The sequence below is a fragment of the Streptomyces sp. STR69 genome, assembly GCF_024519455.1.
GTDB lineage: Bacteria > Actinomycetota > Actinomycetes > Streptomycetales > Streptomycetaceae > Streptomyces.
In genome coordinates, this window is sequence record NZ_JALJRY010000010.1 from 82689 (window position 1) to 100867 (window position 18179).

The following is an 18179-nucleotide window of genomic DNA, read 5'->3' on the forward strand; positions in this document are numbered from 1 at the left end:
TGCGATTCAGACAGGTTTTTGATTACGGCCTGACAGGATCCTCATATCGCTCGGCCATGGTGGCCGCCATGCCGAACATCAATGACCGGCGAGGCCTTGATGCTGTGGCCGCAGATGTGTCCCGGGTCCGTCCGGTAGCCGGTTCGTCCTCAATCGCCGGACGGCCCCTGTGCCTTGTCCTCAATCGCCGGACGGGCTGCAATCAGCCGGTCCGGCGATTGATGACACAGCGCGGCCGAAGGCTGCACGACCCGGCGAACCAATGCGGCCACAGCACCAGGTCCAGATCCGCCGCGTTGGCCGCCCTCGGGGTGGTGGCGATTTCCGCGCTCACCGCGTGCGGTGGCGGATCCTCCGGTGCGGGCAAGGCCGGTGACACCGACGTGGCCTCGATCTCCGGCCCGGCCGCGAGCACCGGATCGGCCGGGCCGAGCGCCGACCCCGACTCCGGTCGCCCCCAACTGCGCCTGGACGGCAGCGAGGAGGAACACCGGAAGCTCAACAACGCCTGGGTGTCCTGCCTTCAGGACCACGGAGTGAAGACGTACACGAAAGGCTCGGCGGGCGCCGAATGGATCTTCCCGGGCGTGAACGCTTCGGACTTTCCCGCATCGGCGAAGGTCTGCGCCTCGAAGCAACCACTTCAGCCTGTGGAGACGGACCCGAAGAAGAACCCGCATTACGCGGACGACTTCCGCGAATGGATCAGGTGCATGAACTCCAAGGGGCTCAAGGTTGTCGGGCTGCCCGACAACGCGGGCTGGAACTACGCCTCCAACAACCAGCCGGCCAATTCGGATGAAATCGAGAGCAGTTGCCGGCTGGAGGCATTCAGTGCGAAGAAGTGAGCACGCTCAGGCCGACGAGCCGCCCGGCAGCGCGGCGCCGGGGAAAGCGCGGAAACGGGTCGTCATCGCGGTGGCCGCACTGCTCACGGCAGGCGTGGTGGGGGTCAGCCTGGCCGGGGTGAGGAGTGATGGGAAGCCGTCGGGCGCCGCAGCGAGCGGTGCGCCCCGGGTGAGCACCGTCGCGGTGGTCAGGACCGACCTGTCCAGCACCCTTTCGCTGAACGGAACCCTGGGCTACGGCAGGACCGTGTCGGTGAAGGGCGGCAAGGACGGCCTGGTCACCCAGCTGCCGGCGGTGGGGACCAAGGTGTCCAGGGGCAGGTCCCTGTACCGGCTGGACGATCGTCCGGTGCCGGTCTTCTACGGGACCACACCGCTGTTCCGCCCCCTGGACACCAGGGGTCTCATGGGCAGGGACGTGAAGGTGGTCGCGGACAACCTCAGGGCGCTCGGCTACGACATCGGCGCCCAGCCGGCGTCGGGCAGTTGGGTCGCGCAGCGGCCGGAGCCGACCGGCGCCGCGAGTACCTCGCCGTCCTCCTCCCCTTCGGCGTCCCCCTCACCCTCCCCGTCCCCGTCGCCGTCCTACGTCCGGGTCAAGCCCGGCGAGGGGGTGCTCACCGCCTCCCTGATCGCGGCGGTCGGGCGGTGGCAGACCCAGGTCGGTATGCCCTCCACCGGGGTCCTCGGCGCCGGCGACGTGGCGGTGCTGCCGGGCGAGGTACGGGTCGGTGCCGTACAGGCGCAGCCCGGCGACCCGGCCACCGGAACGCTGATGTCGGTCACCGGTACCGCCAAGTCGGTGTCGGTGCCGCTGGACGCGACCGACGTCGACTCGATCCGGCAGGGCGACAAGGCGACCGTGACGCTGCCCGACAACTCCGAGGCCCGTGGCACAGTCTCGGCCATCAGCACGGATGCCCAGGCCTCCGACCAGGCAGGCGGTGACTCCGGCGGCACACCGCAGCTGGTGGTGACCGTCTCGCTGGACAGCACGGCGGCGCTGCGCCGCCTCAACTCCGCACCCGTACGAGTGCAGTTCACCGGGCAGACCAAGAAGGGCGTACTGGCCGTGCCGGTCGGCGCGCTGCTCGCGCTGAGCGGCGGCGGTTACGCGCTCCAGCTCCCCGGCGGCCGTCTGCTGGCCGTCGAGACGGGGATGTTCGCCAAGGGACTGGTGGAAGTGAGCGGCACCGGCATCACCGCGGGCACCAAGGTGGCAACGGCCTCATGACCGACCGCACACGTCCGGTACTCACCGTCCGCAACGCGAGCATGGCGTATCCCGGCGGGGTCAACGCGCTGGACGATGTCTCGCTGGCCATCGGGACCGGTGAACTGCTGGCCATCGTCGGACCTTCCGGGTCCGGCAAGTCCACTCTGCTGAACATCATGGGCACCCTGGACCGGCCGACGAGCGGCACCGTGGAGATCGGCGGCCGGGACGTCTCCTCGCTCTCCGACCGGCGGTTGTCCGCGCTGCGTGGCCGCTGGCTCGGTTTCGTCTTCCAGCAGTTCCATCTCACCGAGGGGCTGACCGCAGCCGAGAACGTCGCCACCGGTCTGCTCTACGCGGGTGTGCCGCGCGGCCGGCGCCGTCCGCTGGCGCTGGAGGCGCTGGCCCGGGTCGGCCTGGGCCACCGGGCCGGACACCTCTCGCACCAGCTCTCCGGCGGTGAACGCCAGCGCGTCGCCATCGCCCGGGCTCTGGTCAACAACCCCGCGCTGGTGCTCGCGGACGAGCCCACCGGCGCGCTGGACACCGCCAACGGACGGGCCGTCCTCGAACTGCTGACCGAGCTGAACGACGAGGGCACCACCATCGCGATCATCACCCACGACCGGGACATCGCCGAGCGGCTGCCCCGCCGGGTGGAGATCCTCGACGGGCGCCTCGTCGCCGACACGTATGAGGGGTCATGAACACCACCGTCACCGCGACGCCGACCGCCGGCACCGAGGCGAACAGCAGGCCGGTACGGCTGGCCCCGCTGGACCTTCTGGGGCTGGGCCTGCTCGGCATCCGTACCCGGAAGATGCGGGCCGCGCTGTCGGCCCTGGGCATCTCGATCGGCATCGCCACCATGATCGTCGTCACCGGGATCCCGGCCTCCAGCCAGAAGGCCCTGCTGAACGAGCTCTCGGCGATGGGCACCAACATGCTCCAGGCGCAGCCGGTCCCCAATCCGAACTCGCCGGTCCTGCTCCCGCCGGAATCGGTGGACATGGTCCGCCGTATCGGTCCGGTCACCATGGCCAGTGCCGTCGCCAACACCCATGCCACCGTGCACCGTTCGGACCGCGTCGACCCCAGCGACTACGCCGGACTCACCATCCTGGCCAGCGAGGTCAACCTGCTCCCGGCCATCAACGCCGAGGTGCGGTCGGGCCGCTTCCTCAACGCCGCCACCGAGAGGTTCCCCACCGCGGTGCTCGGTTCGGTCGCCGCCACCCGGCTCGGCTTCGCGAAACTGAACGACCGGGGACCCGCCCCGCAGATCTTCATCAACAACCGCTGGTTCACGGTCATCGGCATCCTCGCCCGGACCCCGCTCTCCCCCGACATCGACCGCTCGGTACTCGTCGGATGGGACGCCGCCCGCGCCCAGTTGAAGTTCGACGGACACCCCACGGTGATCTACATCAAGGCCAGGGAATCCGCCATGGAGGCGGTCCGGGGCGTGCTGCCCGCCACGGTCTACCCGCAACTGCCCGGCATGGTCCAGATCAGCCGCCCGTCCGACGCGCTGGCCGCGAAGCGCGCCACCCAGACCACCTTCTCCGCCCTCTTCCTGGGACTCGCCGGAGTCGCGCTGCTGGTCGGCGGTATCGGAGTGGCCAACACCATGGTCATCTCGGTCCTCGAACGCCGCCGTGAGATCGGCCTGCGCCGCGCGCTGGGCGCCAACCGGGGCCAGATCCGCGGCCAGTTCCTCACCGAGTCCGTCGTGCTGTCCGCGCTCGGCGGCGTGGCCGGTACGGTCCTCGGCGTCCTGGCCACCGTCGGCTACGCCACCTACCAGCACTGGCCGCCGGTCGTCCCGCTCACCTCGGTGGCGGAAGGGTTCGGCGGCGCCGTACTCGTCGGCATGATCGCCGGTGTCTACCCGTCCATCAGGGCCGCCCGCCTCACCCCCACCGAGGCCCTCGCGTCAGCATGAACGACATGAACGACATGAACGACATGAACGAAGGGCGTTGGGCCGTTGGACGGCCCAACGCCCTTGCGTATGCGCCTACTTCTGGAAAGCTTTCACCTGGCAGGCGTTTTCGATCTCGTTGAAGTGCGGAGGATTCGGTTGGCTCTGGTCGAACGAGTAATCGGAGTCGCCGACCATGGTGGCCCTGACGCCGTGGGCGTTCAGGCACTTCACCATGACCCGCAGGTCGTCGGAGTAGTCCGGATTCTTGGCCGGGTCCAGCTCCGGCGGCGTAATCGGCTGCTTCGAGGCGCAGGCCTTCGCTCCGGCCTTCTCGGCCGGGGTGGTCGGCGCACCCTTCAGCGGCCCGCCCTTCGCCCTCAGGCAGGCATGCCAGCTGTCCCACATCCGGTTGGTCTCCTCGGCGGAGCTGTCCAGCCGGATAACGGGGCGGCCGGCGTCGGGGTCCGTTGTCCGCGTCGGTGTCCCAACTGCCTTGCCCGGGCTCGCGATCGAGGCGACATCGCCGTCGCCGGCGCTGCTTCCGTCACTCCGGCTGCCTGAACCGCCGCCACCGCACGCGGTGAGGACGACAAGGCCCGTTGCGCCGATGGCGGTGAACAGGGCTGCCCGCGCGGAGCGGCCGGGAACCGGCCAGCTGCGATGAGAGGGGTTCGTCATGGCGGCCACTGTGGCCGAACGATATGAGGATCCTGTCAGATTGCTGACAAGGGCCTGTCTGAAACCGGCCGGGCAGCCGGCCCCGGGCCTCCGTACGAATAGTCGGGTCCCGACAGGCAAGGCGCCCGGCAACGGCGTAGCCATCGCGATCGGGCATCGCCTTCGTCATCCACGCCACCGAAACGTCGACCGACGTGATCTTCAGTTCGACGAGCCTGCTGTACCTCGGCCTCACGCTGCTCGCCCTGTATGCGGCCGGTGTCGGGACCGGTTGGTCCGGCAGGGGCCGCAGTCCTCGCCGCTGAGCGGCGTTCACCGACCATCACACGGCGCAGGAAGCAGGGAGTGGAGGAGACCGGTCATGATCCAGGCAGCGGACGTCCGAGAGTGGCGTAATCACGATGTCGTTGATGACAGCGGGCAGCGGATAGGCGTACTGGAAGCCGTGTACGTGGACACCAGCACCGATGAGCCGTCCATGGCCACGGTCAGGACGGGGCTGCCCACCCGGCGCCGACTGGTCTTCGTCCCCCCTCGACGACGCGATCGTCGGTCCGGGCTACCTCAAGGTCCGGCACGCCAGGGCGGAGGTGCGGAAGGCTCCGTCGATCGGCACGGACGACGTGCTCCCGGCCGGGACATCGAAGACTTCGCCTCCGAGGCAGATGCAAACGATCATTGCCACCCACCCGCGCCCGCGGGAGCAACGGCTCCACCAACGCCCGCTGCCCATCCGTCAGGTCCGACGGATACCCACTCCAGCAACGGCGTACGGCAGATCTCAAACACGGTCTGAGCTGAGCGAAGAGGCCCAAGGGACAACGGCTCATCAACCACTGACCTGGTGCTCCACGCGGTGACGGATGTACTCGTCCGGATGCGATCGGGCGATTGTCACTGCCACCTCCACGAGGTCGTGCAGCTCGGGCGGGTACGCCGACGTCCGGAGCGGCAGTCCGGGGAGAATGGAGCGCCGAACGTCGAGGTGCTCGTTGTTCACGAACTCTCGGAGCGCAGCCTCGTACCACTCACCCACCACGGCAGACCTGTCGTCGGCCGCTGCCTGGCTTTCGATGTCCGAGTCCTCTGCCCTGACTTTGGAGAGCTGAAGCGGCAGCGCCGACCAGTACCAGGCCCGCGCAGCGCCTGCCCGCTCCTGGTTGGTGCCCGTCCGCAGATAGTCCAGCAGCGCGCAGCGGACGCGCCGGTGTCCGAAGGCATTCAGAGCCGGCTCGACGAACTGGCGGTTGAAGCTCGGGTCCGGGTCATGGACCGCCGCCTTCATGAGGACGCCGAAGGACGCCTCGGGCAGAACCAACTCCTGGCGGCATGCCTTGCGCAAGGCAGCGCGCACCTGGTGTCCCCGCTGCCGCTCATCACCAGCGTCTGACTCGGGGGCGACATCGAGCCTCAGAACCCGGACCGTGTCCGCCAGGCACTTCAGGAACAGCTGCCTGCCGTCCTCCACGTGCCCTGGCAGTGCCATGAACCCTTGCGCGGCGCTCCCCGCGCCTCTCGCAGCCGTCTCGTCTCCGTCAACAGCCAACTGTCCCTCCCTGTCCCAGGCCCACACGGAATGCTTCCACAGCCCGTGCGGTTGGATGGAGGTATGGCTTCACGTGTACGGGTCCGCACTCCCGAACTGATCGGCAAGGGCGGCTGGCTGAACACCGGCGGCGAAAATCTCTCCCTCGCCGACCTGCGTGGACGCATCGTCATCCTGGATTTCTGGACCTTCTGCTGCATCAACTGCCTGCACGTCCTTGACGAGTTGCGGGAGCTGGAGCAGAAGCACCGGGACACGGTCGTGATCATCGGGGTGCACTCGCCGAAGTTCGTGCACGAGGCCGAGCACCAGGCGGTCGTGGACGCGGTCGAGCGGTACGGCGTCGAGCATCCGGTGCTGGACGACCCGGAGTTGGCGACCTGGAAGCAGTACGCGGTCCGCGCGTGGCCGACGCTCGTCGTGATCGACCCGGAGGGGTACGTCGTCGCGCAGCACGCGGGCGAGGGGCACGCGCACGCCATCGAGCGGCTGGTGACCGAGCTGGAGACCGAGCATGCGGCGAAGGGGACGCTGCGGCGCGGGGACGGGCCGTATGTGGCGCCGGAGCCGGAGCCGACGGTGCTGCGTTTCCCCGGCAAGGCGTTGGCCCTGCCGTCCGGGAACTTCCTGGTCAGCGACACGACCCGGCATCAGCTGGTCGAGCTGGCGGCGGACGGGGAGAGCGTCGTACGGCGGATCGGTTCCGGGGTGCGGGGGTTCGGTGACGGCACGGCGGAGTCCGCCGCCTTCAACGAACCGCAGGGGCTCGCCCTCCTCGGCGACGGCTCGGTCGTCGTCGCCGACACCGTGAACCACGCCCTGCGCCGCCTCGACCTCGCCACCGGTGCCGTGACGACCCTCGCGGGCACCGGCCGCCAGTGGATGCAGGGCGAATCCACGTCGGGTCCTGCCCGCGAGGTCAGCCTCTCGTCCCCGTGGGACGTGGCCCGGTGGCAGGGCAAGGTGTGGATCGCCATGGCCGGTGTGCATCAACTCTGGGCCTACGACCCGGCCGAAGGCACCGTCGCCGTCACCGCAGGCACCACCAACGAAGGGCTCGTCGACGGGCCCGGTCCCGAGGCCTGGTTCGCGCAGCCCTCGGGACTCGCCGCGACCGCCGACCGGCTGTGGCTCGCCGACTCCGAGACGTCCGCCCTGCGCTGGGTCGACCTCGACGGGGCAGTGCATACAGCGGTCGGTACCGGTCTCTTCGACTTCGGTCACCGTGACGGAACGGCCGAACAGGCACTGCTCCAGCACCCGTTGGGCGTCACCGCGCTCCCGGACGGCTCGGTCGCGATCAGCGACACGTACAACCACGCGCTGCGCCGCTACGACCCCGCGACCGGCCAAGTCACCACGCTGGCAACGGACTTGCGGGAGCCGAGCGACGCCGTGCTCGTCGGCGACGAGATCCTGGTCGTCGAGTCGGCCCGGCACCGGCTCACCCGCCTGCGTCTCCCGGAGGAGGCGGTGCGGGTCGCGTCCGTGGCCCATCGCACCCAGCGCGCGGCCACCGAAGTCGCCCCGGGCGAGCTGGAGTTGGACGTCATCTTCCAGGCCCCGGCGGGGCAGAAGCTCGACACGCGGTACGGCCCCTCGACCCGGCTGCTCGTCTCCGCGACCCCGCCCGAACTCCTCGTCGCAGGCGAGGGCGCGGGCACGGACCTGAACCGCACCCTGACCCTCAACGAGGCTGTCGCGGAAGGGGTGTTGCACGTCTCCGCGATGGCCGCCTCATGCGACGACGACCCAGCCAACGAATACCCCGCCTGCCATGTGCACCAGCAGGACTGGGGTGTTCCGGTCCGCCTCACCGAAGGCGGGGCGGACCGTCTCCCCCTCGTGCTGGCCGGCATGGACGACCGGGACGACCAGGACGCCTGAAACGGGGGAGCATCGGCGAGATCAGCGCCGCCGCGCCCTCGGTGCCAGCTTGTAGAGCGCCATCCCCGCCGCCACCAGCGTGGTCGCCGCCACCATCATCGCCATGCTGTTCAGCCACAGGCCCGTCGCGGCCAGCGTGGCCCCGCCGGCGCCGGTCGTGCCGGCGCCGACAACTCGTCCGTACATAAATGCTTCTCCTTGAAGGATGTGATTGACGTGAGCTTGCGTGAGGGGTGGGCTAGGTGGCCACCCACTTCTCCTCGCTGCGGCGGGCCAGCCCCCACAGCGAGGTGAAGTAGACGGCGTGCTGGAACAGGTCGTAGAGCATCTCCGGGATCATCAGCGCCGCGACCAGCACCGCGAGGGGACCGGCGCGGCGGACGGAGACGGTCTTCTCGACCACGAAGATCAGGCCGATGGCGGTCCAGAACGGGGAGACGCCGGGCCAGCCGTACATCGTCGTGTAGGTCGCCATGAAGGTCAGGTAGATCAGGAAGGACAGCGCGCCGAAGCCCATCAGGAACTGCTGGAGGAAGTAGCGGGCGGTGACCTTGGTCCAGCCGTAGTCGCGGAGGTTCTCCAGGGCGCCGCGCTGCCAGCGCAGGCGTTGGTGCCAGAGTTTGGGGAGGCTGGTCATGACCTCGGTGGTGACCGCGCAGCCCGCAGGGGACATGGCGCGGTAGCCGAGGGTCTTGACCGCCTTGGTCATCTCGTCGTCCTCGGTGAGGGAGGCGAGGCTGTAGTAGCCGTCGCCGCCGCCGATCAGCCCCGAGTGGCGGGCGTCCCGGACCTCGCGCAGGACGCGGGCGCGGAACATCGTGCCGGTGCCGGTGAGGACCTGGGCCTTGCCGCCGGTGCGGTCCAGCTCCCAGGCGTAGCGCTGGAACTCCATGCGCTGGAGCAGGCCGAGAAGTCCGCCGCCCTGCTCGCCGTAGAAGACTCCGCCGACGGCGCCGACCTTGCGGTTGAAGGTGGCCATGGCGGTCTCGCTGAACCAGGGGTTGAGGACGGTGTCCGCGTCCTGGACGAGAAGCAGGTCGCGCTCGTCGAGGTGGGGCAGGACCCAGTCGATGGCCTGGTTGAGGGCGCCGGCCTTCTTGTGGGTGTTGCCCTGCGTGGCGAAGATGTCCGCGCCGTGCGAGGCGGCGACAGCGGCCGTGTCGTCGGTGCAGTTGTCGGTGACGACGACGATCAGGTCCGGTTTACGGGTTTGCCGCCACAGGCCCTCGATCGCGGCGCCGATGCGGTCCGCTTCGTTGTGGGCCGGTATGAGCACTACCAGCCGCGGTTCGAGCACGGCAGCAGCCTCCCCCGTGACGATCGTGCGACGGGTCCGGGGCTGCCTGTCCCGGACCCTCAACGGCACAGAGTCTTCACGAGGTTCACACAACCGCACAATACGACTTGCGTCACGGATTGCTCACGGTTGTCTTTGGATGTCCTGTGCGGGCGATTCGGCCCGTGTGCGGGCTACGCCCCGTATCCGCCGCGGTCCCGGTCCTCTTCCACCACGGTCGTCGAGCCCGGCAGCAGCACCCGCCGACGCCGCGCGATGCTGCTGAACGTCACGACGCCGATCAGCCCGACGACCATGAGAATGACGCCGACCAGGTCGAGATTGACCCCCTGCATGTGCCAGTCGGTCGCGAAGGTCAGAATCGCGCCGCCGGCGATGAGGATGATGCAGCCGCCCAGGCCCATGAGTGTCGCCTCCCTGTCCGGTCCGGTCGGCCCGGTCCGACACCGGGTACCCGGCCCGACAACACCCATGCGCCAAGCGGGAGTTGACTACCCCTCCAGGAACGCCACCAGCGCGTTGGCCAGCAGGAACGGGTCGCGGTCGCCGCAGAGTTCGCGGGCGCTGTGCATGGAGAGGATCGCCACGCCGATGTCGACGGTCTTGATGCCGTGGCGGGCCGCGGTGATCGGGCCGATCGTCGTGCCGCAGGGCATGGAGTTGTTGGAGACGAAGGACTGGAAGGGCACACCGGCCTTCTCGCAGGCCGCGGCGAACACCGCGCGGCCCGAACCGTCCGTGGCGTAGCGGTTGTTGACGTTGACCTTGAGGATCGGCCCGCCGTTGACGCGCGGGTGGTGCGTCGGGTCGTGCCGCTCCGCGTAGTTCGGGTGCACGGCGTGCCCGGTGTCGGAGGAGAGGCAGACGGTGCCCGCGAAGGCCCGTGCCCGGTCCTCGTACGACCCGCCGCGCGCGAACACCGAACGCTCCAGCACCCCGCCGAGCAGCGGCCCGTCCGCGCCCGTGTCGGACTGGGAGCCGTTCTCCTCGTGGTCGAAGCCGGCGAGCACGGGGATGTACGGCAGGTTCTCGCGGGCGGCGGCGGAGGTGAGCGCGGCGGCGCCGGAGTGCAGGGACAGCAGATTGTCCATGCGCGGTCCCGCGACCAGCTCCTGGTCGCGGCCCAGGTAGGAGGGCGCCTCGACGGAGTGCGTCATCAGGTCCCAGCCGGTGACCTCGCCCGGCGCGAGCCCCGACTCCTCTTCCAGGAAGGCGATCAGGTCGCCGTCGCGGATGTCGTCGCCCAGGCCCCAGATCGGCTGGAGGTGGCGCTGCTTGTCCAGCTTGAGCCCCTCCGCCGACACGGACCGGTCCAGGTGGATGGCGAGTTGGGGCACTCTGAGCAGCGGCCGGTCCACGTTCACCAGACGGGTCGAGCCGTCCCGGAGGCTCAGCCGGCCGGCCAGGCCGAGGTCGCGGTCGAGCCAGGAGTTGAGCAGCGGTCCGCCGTAGATCTCGACGGCGACCTGGCGGAAGCCGTGCGCACCGGTGTCGGGGCGCGGCTTGACCCGCAGGTTCGGGGAGTCGGTGTGCGCGCCGACGATGCGGAAGGGGGTGTGGGGTGCCGCACCTTCGGGGACGAACCAGGCCACGATCGCGCCACCGCGCAGCACGTACTTGCCGCCGGTCGTCCCCTCCCAGGCGTCCGTCTCGGCGACCTGCTTGAATCCGGCCTTCTCCAGCCGCTCGGCGGTGCTCGCCACGGCGTGGTACGGCGTGGGGGACGCCGCGAGGAAGGACATGAGGTCGTCGGTGTGGCCGCGGTCGAAGCGGGGGGGTTCGCTCATGGGGTTCACCTTAACGACGCACGAGGGCCCGCTCCCGGCGTTGGGAGCGGGCCCTCGCAAGGGCGATGTGGGGTTTCGCGAAGCTGTTCCGGGCTGTTCCGGTCTGTCCCGGAACGGGTTCTCCGGCTGGCTAGAAGGCGGCTTCGTCCAGTTCCATCAGGTCCAGCTCGACACCCTCGGCGACCTTGCGGGCCAGGGTCAGACCGGGCAGCACATTGGCCGCGAAGAACTTCGCAGCCGCGATCTTCCCCGTGTAGAACGGCACATCTTTGGCCGACACAGCCTTGGCGGAAGCCGTCTCCAGCTTCTCCACGGCGACGGCGGCACCCTTGAGGAGCAGGTAGCCGACGACGACGTCACCGGAGGCGAGCAGCAGGCGGGTGGTGTTGAGGCCCACCTTGTAGATGTTCTTGACGTCCTGCTCGGTCGCCGCGAGGTCGGTCAGCATCAGGCCGACGATGGCCTCCAGCTCCACGGCCGCCTTGGCGAGGTGCTCACGCGCACCGGCCAGCTCCTCGCCGCCCGTGCCCAGCGCGAGGAACTTCTTGATGTCCTCGGCGAGGGAGTTGAGGGCCGCGCCCTGGTTGCGGACGATCTTCCGGAAGAAGAAGTCCTGGCCCTGGATCGCGGTGGTGCCCTCGTACAGGGTGTCGATCTTGGCGTCCCGGATGTACTGCTCGATCGGGTACTCCTGGAGGAACCCGGAGCCGCCGAAGGTCTGCAGCGACTGGGCGAGCTGCTCGTAGCCCTTCTCGGAGCCGTAGCCCTTGACGATGGGCAGGAGCAGGTCGTTGAGCGCGTGCTCGGTGGACGCGTCCTCGCCCTCGGCCTCCTTGACGGCGATCGCGTCCTGGACCGAGGCGGTGTACAGCACCAGGGCGCGCATGCCCTCGGCGTACGCCTTCTGCGTGATCAGCGAGCGGCGCACGTCCGGGTGGTGCGTGATGGTGACCTTGGGCGCGGTCTTGTCGCCGAAGGCGGCGAGGTCGGGACCCTGGACGCGCTCCTTGGCGTACTCCAGCGCGTTGAGGTAGCCGGTGGACAGCGTGGAGATGGCCTTGGTCCCGACCATCATGCGAGCGAACTCGATGATGCGGAACATCTGGCGGATGCCGTCGTGCTTGTCGCCGATCAGCCAGCCCTTGGCGGGGTGGCGGTCGCCGAAGGTCATCTCGCAGGTGTTGGACGCCTTGAGGCCCATCTTGTGCTCGACGTTCGTGGCGTAGACGCCGTTGCGCTCGCCCAGCTCGCCGGTCTCGACGTCGAAGAGGAACTTCGGCACGAGGAAGAGGGAGAGGCCCTTGGTGCCCGGGCCGTGGCCCTCCGGACGCGCGAGCACGTAGTGAAGGATGTTCTCCTCCATGTCGTGCTCACCGGACGTGATGAAGCGCTTGACGCCCTCGATGTGCCAGGAGCCGTCCTCCTGCTGGACCGCCTTCGTCCGGCCCGCGCCCACATCCGACCCCGCGTCGGGCTCGGTCAGCACCATGGTCGAACCCCAGGTCCGCTCCACGGCCAACTGCGCGATCTTCTTCTGTACGTCGTTGCCCTCGTCGTAGAGGATCCCGGCGAAGGCCGGACCTGAGGAGTACATCCACACGGCCGGGTTCGCGCCGAGGATCAGCTCCGCGTACGACCAGATCAGGGAGGGCGGAGCCGTCGTACCGCCGATCGCCTCGGGCAGACCGAGCCGCCAGTACTCCGACTCCATGAAGGCCTTGTAGCTCTTCTTGAAGGAGGCCGGAACGGGCGCGGTGTTCGTCTCCGGGTCGAAGACCGGCGGGTTGCGGTCGGCGTCGGTGAAGGACTCCGCGAGCTCGTTCTCCGCGAGCCGGGTCAGCTCCTCCAGGACGCTCTTCGCGGTGTCCGTGTCCATCTCCGCGAACGGACCGGTGCCGTACAGCTTGTCGCGCCCGAGGACCTCGAAGAGGTTGAACTCGATGTCGCGGAGATTCGACTTGTAGTGCCCCATGGCGACGACTCCGTAAGAGATGTGTGCGACGAGATGTGTACGCAGTTGTGCAGCAGTGGTGATTACGATGATGCTACCCGTCGGTAATAAGAAGCAACCCCAAGCCGTCCATCTGTGACTCAGTACTCTTGCTGGCATGTACGGCTACGACCAGAACGTGGGCGCTCAGCAGGGGTACGTCCCGCCCCAGCAGCAGATGGCCGGTGGCGTGGGCGGCTACGGCCAGCAGCCACCGCTCTACCCCGAGCCGTCCCCGCCCTCGCTGGCGGACGCGGTACGCGCCTTCACCACCGGGCAGATGGCCGCCGAGGACTTCCAGCAGGTCTTCGCGACGTCCAAGGTGTACTGCCCGCGCGGCGACAACCCGGGCTTCCTCGCACTCCACAACACCCAGCAGCCGGTGATCCCGATGTTCACCTCGCTGAAGGAACTGCGCCGCTACGCGGGCAAGGAGTCCAAGTACTTCGTGATCACCGGCGCCGAGGTGATCGACCTGCTGCCGACGGGCTACGGCTTCGTCGTCGACATGGAGGGCGAGCACCGCATGGTGTTCGACGCGAAGGCGGTCGAGCAGATGGTGGAGTTCGCGATGCGCAGGATGTACGGCTGAGCAACTGCTCGGCGGCCTGGGACCTGATCCGCCGGACAGGTCCTACCGGACAGGTCCTACCGGACAGGTCCTACCGGACAGGTCCTAGTTGCTGAAGTCCCGGTCCCGATCCGACGAGATGTCGGCAGGGTTCCCGGTGTTGCGGGGTGTGTGTCCCGGATGGCTGGAAGTGTGCGGGTCCGTCAGAGAGCGGACGCGGCACACCGACGGGGGCCCGCATGGCGGCGGCACGGACCGAGCGGAATCGGAATGTTCTGATCACAGGCGGCTCGGCGGGGATCGGGCGGGCCTGCGTACGGCGGTTCGCGCGCGGCGGCGACCACGTCTGGTTCACCTACCACTCGGGACGCGAGCGTGCGGCCCGGCTGGTCGCCGAACTGGCCGGCACCGGCCGGCACCCGGCGCGGGCCTTCGAGTTCCGCCAGGGCGAGTGGCCCGACCATGAACGCCTGGTCGCGGAACTGCCCGGACCGGTCGACGTACTCGTCAACAACGCGGCGGTCGGCTCGAAGACCGTCGAGCACTACGTCCCCGGGCCCGGCCACACCCAGGACGCTGCGTTCCTGCAGATCAACGCGGTGGGGCCGCTCTGGCTCACCGAGCAGCTGCTGCCGGGGATGCGGGCGCGCGGACGCGGCACGATCGTCAACGTCGCCAGTGTCGGCGGGGGCGTCGCGCAGTTCCCGGGTTTCCGTGTCGCGGACGGCATGAGCAAGGCGGCCCTCGCCTACCTCACCCGGCACCTGGCCGCCGAACTGGTTCACGACCCCGTCGACGTCGTCGCCGTCTGCCCCGGCGCGGTGGAGACCCCCATGTTCGAGGCCAGCACCCTGGCGGGCCTCACCCCGCAGGAACGTGCGACCCTGGAATCCACCCTCCCCCGGGGCCGCCTGATCGCCCCCACGGAGATAGCCGACCTGATCTGGCACCTGACCGGCCCCCTCGCCGGCCTCCTCCACGGAGCGGTGCTCGACGCGTCGATGGGACTGGGGGTACGCCCGGGTCTGCTGGGCGGGGTGGCGGAGGGCGCGGGGGTGGAGCGGTGACGGTGACGGCGGATTCGGTCGCCGGTGCCCGGGCGTGGGCCTCGGCGTCCTGTCGGGGTGTGTGTCGGGTGGCTGGGTCTGGAGCGGGTGGGGCCGTCCGGTCGGTTCCGGCTTTGCGGCGGGGGGTGGGTTCGGTCGCCGGACCCTGTGCGGTGGCTGCGGTTTCCGGCCGGGGTGCGGGTCCAGTCGCGGGTGCTCGGGCGTCGGCCTCGGCGTCCTGTCGGGTGTGCGTCGCGTGGTCGGGTCCGGTGCGGGTGGGGCTGTCCGGTCGGTTCCGGCGTGCTGCGCGGGGGCGGTCGCCGGTTCGCGCGTATCGGCGCCGGACCCCCGCCGGACCCCGCGTCGCGTTGCCGTCTCGCCCGCGTTCGGAGTCGGCCCGTGACCCCGGTCTCCCGGCAGGCCGCCCGCCTGGTCGTCGGTTCGCCCGCCATCGCGGAGGCGCACTTCCGGGCGGAGGAGTTGCCCTATCACCCCCGGCTGCGTCCCGACGGCTGGCTCAATCTCGGGACCGCGGAGAACCGACTCGTCCAGGACCTGCACACCGAGCCGCCCCGCCCGCTGACGGCCCGCGACACCCGTTACGCGCCCCTGTACGGAACCCCTGAGCTGCGCGCGCACCTCGCGCGGCACCTCACCGGCCCGGGGGAGCGGCCGGTCGACCCCGAGGACCTGGTGGTCGTGGCCGGGGCGACGGCGGCCCTGGACGTGGTGGCCACCGCGCTGTGCGACCCGGGCGAGGCGATCGTCGTACCCACGCCCTGCTACGGCGCCTTCGACACGGACCTCGGGGGACGCTCGGGCGCCCGGCTGCTCCTCGCCCCGCCGGACCCGGAGGACGGCCACGGGCTCTCCGTACGCGCAGTGGACCGGACGCTGGCCGAGGCCCGGCGCGACGGCGTGGACGTACGGGCCGTCGCGCTCGCGTCCCCGGCCAACCCGACCGGAGAGGTCCACCCGCCCGCGAAACTGAGGGAGTTGGCGGAAGTGGCGGCCCACCACGGTGTCGATGTCGTCGCCGACGAGATCTACGCCGGCTCCGTGTTCGGGCCCGGCCCCTTCACCGGCCTGCGGACGGTCGCCGCCGACTCCGCCCGCGTGCACACCGTGTGGGGCTTCGCGAAGGACTTCGGGCTGCCCGGCTTCAAGGCGGGCGTCCTGCACACCACCGACCCGGAGATCCGCGCCGCCGCCCGCGCCCTCGCCTACTTCGCCCCCGTCTCCACCCACACCCAGGCCCATCTCACCACCCTCCTCGCCGACCCCGCCCGGGTGCACGCGTTCCTCGCCGAGAACCGCCGCCGCCTCGGCGCCTCCTACGCCCGCGCCACGGCCCTGCTCGACGCCTTCGGCATCCCGTACGCCCCCGCGCAGGCGGGCTGCTCGATCTGGGCCGACCTGGCCGCCCGGCTGCCCTGCCCCGGCTTCGCCGGCGAACGCGCGCTGTGGCGGGAGATCCTCGACCGCACCCACGTCAGCATCCTGCCCGGCGAGGCCTTCCACGCTCCTCGCCCCGGCTGGTTCCGCGTCTGCCACTCGCTCGACGCGGCCCTCGTGGAGGAGGCCCTGACCCGCCTCGGCCGCCTGCTCGACGAGAAGACCGAGAAGGCCGAGAAGGCCGAGAAGGGAGCACCCCATGACGACCCACGACACACCACCGGGCCCGCTCGACCGCTGGTATGAGCAGGCGGGCGTCCGCACCGGGGTGCGCCGCATGTTCCACGAGGAGACCGAGCGCGGCCAGGTCTTCTTCCCGGCCGCCCTGGTGCCGTACGCCCGCCACGAGGCCGTACGGGAACTGCCGTCCGAGCGGGTGCGCGAGCTGACCGTGCGGCACCTCTACCAGTTCCTGCTGTCGACGACCCACCTGGAGACCCGGGTCGTGAACACGGCCGCCGAGGCCGTGGCCAACGGCCGGACCGGACTCGACCTGCCCGCCGCACTGCGCCCGGACGCCTTCAAGGTCTACTGCGACGAGGGCTACCACGCCCTCTACAGCCTCGACCTGGCCGACCAGATCGCCGCCGTCACCGGCATCCCGATACCGGACCAGGACTACGGCGGCTTCGTCGATCGGCTACGGGCGTCCGCGCACCGCGCGCTGCCCGGCGCGCCCGCCCTCGCCGGACTCCTCCAGGCGGTGGTGTTCGAGACGCTGATCACGGCCGTGCTCAACGAGGTGCCGGGCGACCCGTCCGTGGTCGGCGTGGTGCGCGACCTGCTGCGCGACCACGCCCGGGACGAGGGCCGCCACCACCGTTTCTTCTCCGCCCTCTTCCGCGAGGTGTGGACCCACCTCTCCACCGCCGACCGGACCGCCGCCGCCCACGCCCTGCCCGAACTGATCCGGGCCGCCCTGACCTGGGACCTCGCCCCCGTCCGCACCTCACTGCGGCTGGCCGGCCTCGACCCCGACACCGCCCGCCGGGTCGCCGACGACTGCTGCGCGGCCGGCCCGGACCCCCGCCGCCTGAACGAGACCGCCCGTTCGACGCTACGGCTCTGCGCGGCCGTCGGAGTCTTCGAACTCCCGGGCGCCCGCGAGCACTTCGCGGCCCACGGCCTCGGCGACGGCCACGCCCACGGCTTCGGCGACGACCACGAGGAGACCCCGTGAACCCGACCCCGACCCCAACCACAACGACCCTCACCTACGGCAACTACCTGCGCCTGCCGCAGCTCCTCGGCCAGCAGCTGCCGCAGGCCGGCGCCGCGCACGACGAGCATCTGTTCATCACCGTGCACCAGGTGCACGAACTCTGGTTCAAGCAGCTCCTCGTCGAGCTCACGGACGCCCGCGACCGGATGCTGGCGGGCGAGAACGCCGTAGCGGTACGACGGCTGCGCCGCTGCCGGGAGATCGAGCGGGCGCTGCTCGACGCGCTGGCGTTGCTGGACACCATGGTGCCGGGCGACTTCGAGGCGTTCCGCGGTGCGCTCGGCACGGCCAGCGGCGGGCAGTCCGCGCAGTTCCACGAGATCGAGGCGCTCTCGGCGCGCCGGGACCACCGCACCCGCTCGATGCGCTGGCTGACGGAGGCCGAGCGGGCCCGGCTGGACCGGCGGCTGCTGGAGCCGACGCTGTGGGACGGGTTCCTCGCGGCGCGGGCGGGCCTCCCGCGGACGGGCCGGGCCGCGGCCTTCCGGGGCGAGGGCCCGCTCGGGGAACTGGCGGACGCGCTGCTGGGCCACGACGAGGGCTGGGCGCTGTGGCGGGCCCGGCACGTCCTGGTCGTGGAGCGGCAGATCGGCAAGGGCCGGGGTACGGCGGGCAGTTCGGGGGCCGCGTATCTGCGGGAGCGCACCGGTGAACGGTTCTTCCCGGAGCTGTGGGAGGCTCGGGGCGCCGTGCTGTGAGCCACTGATGT

Annotated in this window: 17 protein-coding genes and 1 pseudogene; 11 read left to right on the plus strand and 7 right to left on the minus strand. The window is 70.3% G+C overall.

Going from position 1 to position 18179, the window contains the following annotated elements; all coding sequences use genetic code 11:
* Window positions 1–56: 56 nt before the first annotated feature.
* From OC490_RS20015 to OC490_RS20030, 4 genes are read left to right on the plus strand one after another with little or no spacing between them, the layout of a single operon-like run.
* Window positions 57–848 carry a hypothetical protein gene (locus OC490_RS20015; protein WP_262059325.1) on the plus strand — a complete coding sequence of 264 codons (792 nt, stop codon included), beginning with the start codon at window positions 57–59 and terminating at the stop codon, window positions 846–848.
* The gene (locus tag OC490_RS20020; protein WP_262059326.1) at window positions 835–2082 is read left to right on the plus strand and encodes a hypothetical protein; all 1248 of its coding nucleotides are present in this window, start codon (window positions 835–837) and stop codon (window positions 2080–2082) included. The genes OC490_RS20015 and OC490_RS20020 overlap by 14 nt, the downstream gene beginning before the upstream one ends.
* Window positions 2079–2771 carry an ABC transporter ATP-binding protein gene (locus OC490_RS20025; protein WP_262059327.1) on the plus strand — a complete coding sequence of 231 codons (693 nt, stop codon included), beginning with the start codon at window positions 2079–2081 and terminating at the stop codon, window positions 2769–2771. Before OC490_RS20020 ends, OC490_RS20025 begins: the two co-directional genes overlap by 4 nt.
* Window positions 2768–4009, plus strand: coding sequence for an ABC transporter permease (locus OC490_RS20030; protein WP_262059328.1), 1242 nt, complete (start codon window positions 2768–2770; stop codon window positions 4007–4009). Before OC490_RS20025 ends, OC490_RS20030 begins: the two co-directional genes overlap by 4 nt.
* Before the next feature lie 75 nt (window positions 4010–4084).
* Here the strand turns inward: OC490_RS20030 and OC490_RS20035 are convergent, their stop codons facing one another.
* Window positions 4085–4678 carry a hypothetical protein gene (locus tag OC490_RS20035; protein WP_262059329.1) on the minus strand — a complete coding sequence of 198 codons (594 nt, stop codon included), beginning with the start codon at window positions 4676–4678 and terminating at the stop codon, window positions 4085–4087.
* A 352-nt stretch (window positions 4679–5030) separates the two neighbouring features.
* On the opposite strand from OC490_RS20035, the pseudogene OC490_RS20040 reads away from it, so the two are divergent.
* Window positions 5031–5304: pseudogene (locus OC490_RS20040) on the plus strand (PRC-barrel domain-containing protein); the annotation flags it as partial.
* A gap of 194 nt (window positions 5305–5498) precedes the next feature.
* On the opposite strand, the gene OC490_RS20045 reads toward OC490_RS20040, so the two are convergent.
* On the minus strand, window positions 5499–6137 hold the full coding sequence (locus OC490_RS20045; RefSeq protein WP_262059330.1) for a hypothetical protein: 639 nt from the start codon (window positions 6135–6137) through the stop codon (window positions 5499–5501).
* 141 nt (window positions 6138–6278) lie between these two features.
* Here OC490_RS20045 and OC490_RS20050 point away from each other — a divergent pair, with 141 nt between their 5' ends.
* A complete protein-coding gene (locus OC490_RS20050; protein WP_262059331.1) occupies window positions 6279–8102 on the plus strand; it encodes a thioredoxin-like domain-containing protein in 1824 nt (607 codons plus the stop codon).
* Window positions 8103–8123: 21 nt separating this feature from the next.
* Here the strand turns inward: OC490_RS20050 and OC490_RS20055 are convergent, their stop codons facing one another.
* The 5 genes from OC490_RS20055 to OC490_RS20075 form a co-directional block, all read right to left on the minus strand.
* Complete coding sequence (locus tag OC490_RS20055) at window positions 8124–8288, minus strand: hypothetical protein (RefSeq protein WP_019055237.1); 165 nt, start codon at window positions 8286–8288, stop codon at window positions 8124–8126.
* 52 nt (window positions 8289–8340) lie between these two features.
* On the minus strand, window positions 8341–9399 hold the full coding sequence (locus tag OC490_RS20060) for a glycosyltransferase family 2 protein (RefSeq protein WP_262059332.1): 1059 nt from the start codon (window positions 9397–9399) through the stop codon (window positions 8341–8343).
* 173 nt (window positions 9400–9572) lie between these two features.
* Window positions 9573–9803 carry a DUF6458 family protein gene (locus OC490_RS20065; protein ID WP_262059333.1) on the minus strand — a complete coding sequence of 77 codons (231 nt, stop codon included), beginning with the start codon at window positions 9801–9803 and terminating at the stop codon, window positions 9573–9575.
* 87 nt (window positions 9804–9890) lie between these two features.
* Entirely contained in the window at window positions 9891–11186 is a 1296-nt protein-coding gene (locus OC490_RS20070) for a M18 family aminopeptidase (protein ID WP_262059334.1), read from the minus strand.
* 130 nt (window positions 11187–11316) lie between these two features.
* On the minus strand, window positions 11317–13158 hold the full coding sequence (locus OC490_RS20075) for an acyl-CoA dehydrogenase (protein WP_262059335.1): 1842 nt from the start codon (window positions 13156–13158) through the stop codon (window positions 11317–11319).
* Between the two features lie 136 nt (window positions 13159–13294).
* On the opposite strand from OC490_RS20075, the gene OC490_RS20080 reads away from it, so the two are divergent.
* The 5 genes from OC490_RS20080 (at window position 13295) to OC490_RS20100 (ending at window position 18168) form a co-directional block, all read left to right on the plus strand.
* A complete protein-coding gene (locus OC490_RS20080) occupies window positions 13295–13768 on the plus strand; it encodes an SseB family protein (protein WP_019073480.1) in 474 nt (157 codons plus the stop codon).
* 218 nt (window positions 13769–13986) lie between these two features.
* Window positions 13987–14814 carry an SDR family NAD(P)-dependent oxidoreductase gene (locus OC490_RS20085; RefSeq protein ID WP_262059336.1) on the plus strand — a complete coding sequence of 276 codons (828 nt, stop codon included), beginning with the start codon at window positions 13987–13989 and terminating at the stop codon, window positions 14812–14814.
* Between the two features lie 378 nt (window positions 14815–15192).
* Window positions 15193–16494, plus strand: a complete 1302-nt coding sequence (locus OC490_RS20090; RefSeq protein WP_262059337.1) for an aminotransferase class I/II-fold pyridoxal phosphate-dependent enzyme — start codon at window positions 15193–15195, stop codon at window positions 16492–16494.
* On the plus strand, window positions 16448–17428 hold the full coding sequence (locus tag OC490_RS20095) for a diiron oxygenase (protein ID WP_262059338.1): 981 nt from the start codon (window positions 16448–16450) through the stop codon (window positions 17426–17428). The genes OC490_RS20090 and OC490_RS20095 overlap by 47 nt, the downstream gene beginning before the upstream one ends.
* Window positions 17425–18168 carry a tryptophan 2,3-dioxygenase family protein gene (locus tag OC490_RS20100; protein WP_262059339.1) on the plus strand — a complete coding sequence of 248 codons (744 nt, stop codon included), beginning with the start codon at window positions 17425–17427 and terminating at the stop codon, window positions 18166–18168. The genes OC490_RS20095 and OC490_RS20100 overlap by 4 nt, the downstream gene beginning before the upstream one ends.
* Window positions 18169–18179: the final 11 nt, after the last annotated feature.

Bases quoted from the DNA above. Each gene is read 5' to 3' on its own strand.
- OC490_RS20055 (WP_019055237.1), bottom strand. From the start codon at position 8,288: ATGTACGGACGAGTTGTCGGCGCCGGCACGACCGGCGCCGGCGGGGCC.
- OC490_RS20065 (WP_262059333.1), bottom strand. From the start codon at position 9,803: ATGGGCCTGGGCGGCTGCATCATCCTCATCGCCGGCGGCGCGATTCTG.
- OC490_RS20015 (WP_262059325.1), top strand. From the start codon at position 57: ATGGTGGCCGCCATGCCGAACATCAATGACCGGCGAGGCCTTGATGCT.
- OC490_RS20085 (WP_262059336.1), top strand. From the start codon at position 13,987: ATGGCGGCGGCACGGACCGAGCGGAATCGGAATGTTCTGATCACAGGC.
- OC490_RS20095 (WP_262059338.1), top strand. From the start codon at position 16,448: ATGACGACCCACGACACACCACCGGGCCCGCTCGACCGCTGGTATGAG.
- OC490_RS20080 (WP_019073480.1), top strand. From the start codon at position 13,295: ATGTACGGCTACGACCAGAACGTGGGCGCTCAGCAGGGGTACGTCCCG.
- OC490_RS20075 (WP_262059335.1), bottom strand. From the start codon at position 13,158: ATGGGGCACTACAAGTCGAATCTCCGCGACATCGAGTTCAACCTCTTC.
- OC490_RS20025 (WP_262059327.1), top strand. From the start codon at position 2,079: ATGACCGACCGCACACGTCCGGTACTCACCGTCCGCAACGCGAGCATG.
- OC490_RS20050 (WP_262059331.1), top strand. From the start codon at position 6,279: ATGGCTTCACGTGTACGGGTCCGCACTCCCGAACTGATCGGCAAGGGC.
- OC490_RS20070 (WP_262059334.1), bottom strand. From the start codon at position 11,186: ATGAGCGAACCCCCCCGCTTCGACCGCGGCCACACCGACGACCTCATG.
- OC490_RS20030 (WP_262059328.1), top strand. From the start codon at position 2,768: ATGAACACCACCGTCACCGCGACGCCGACCGCCGGCACCGAGGCGAAC.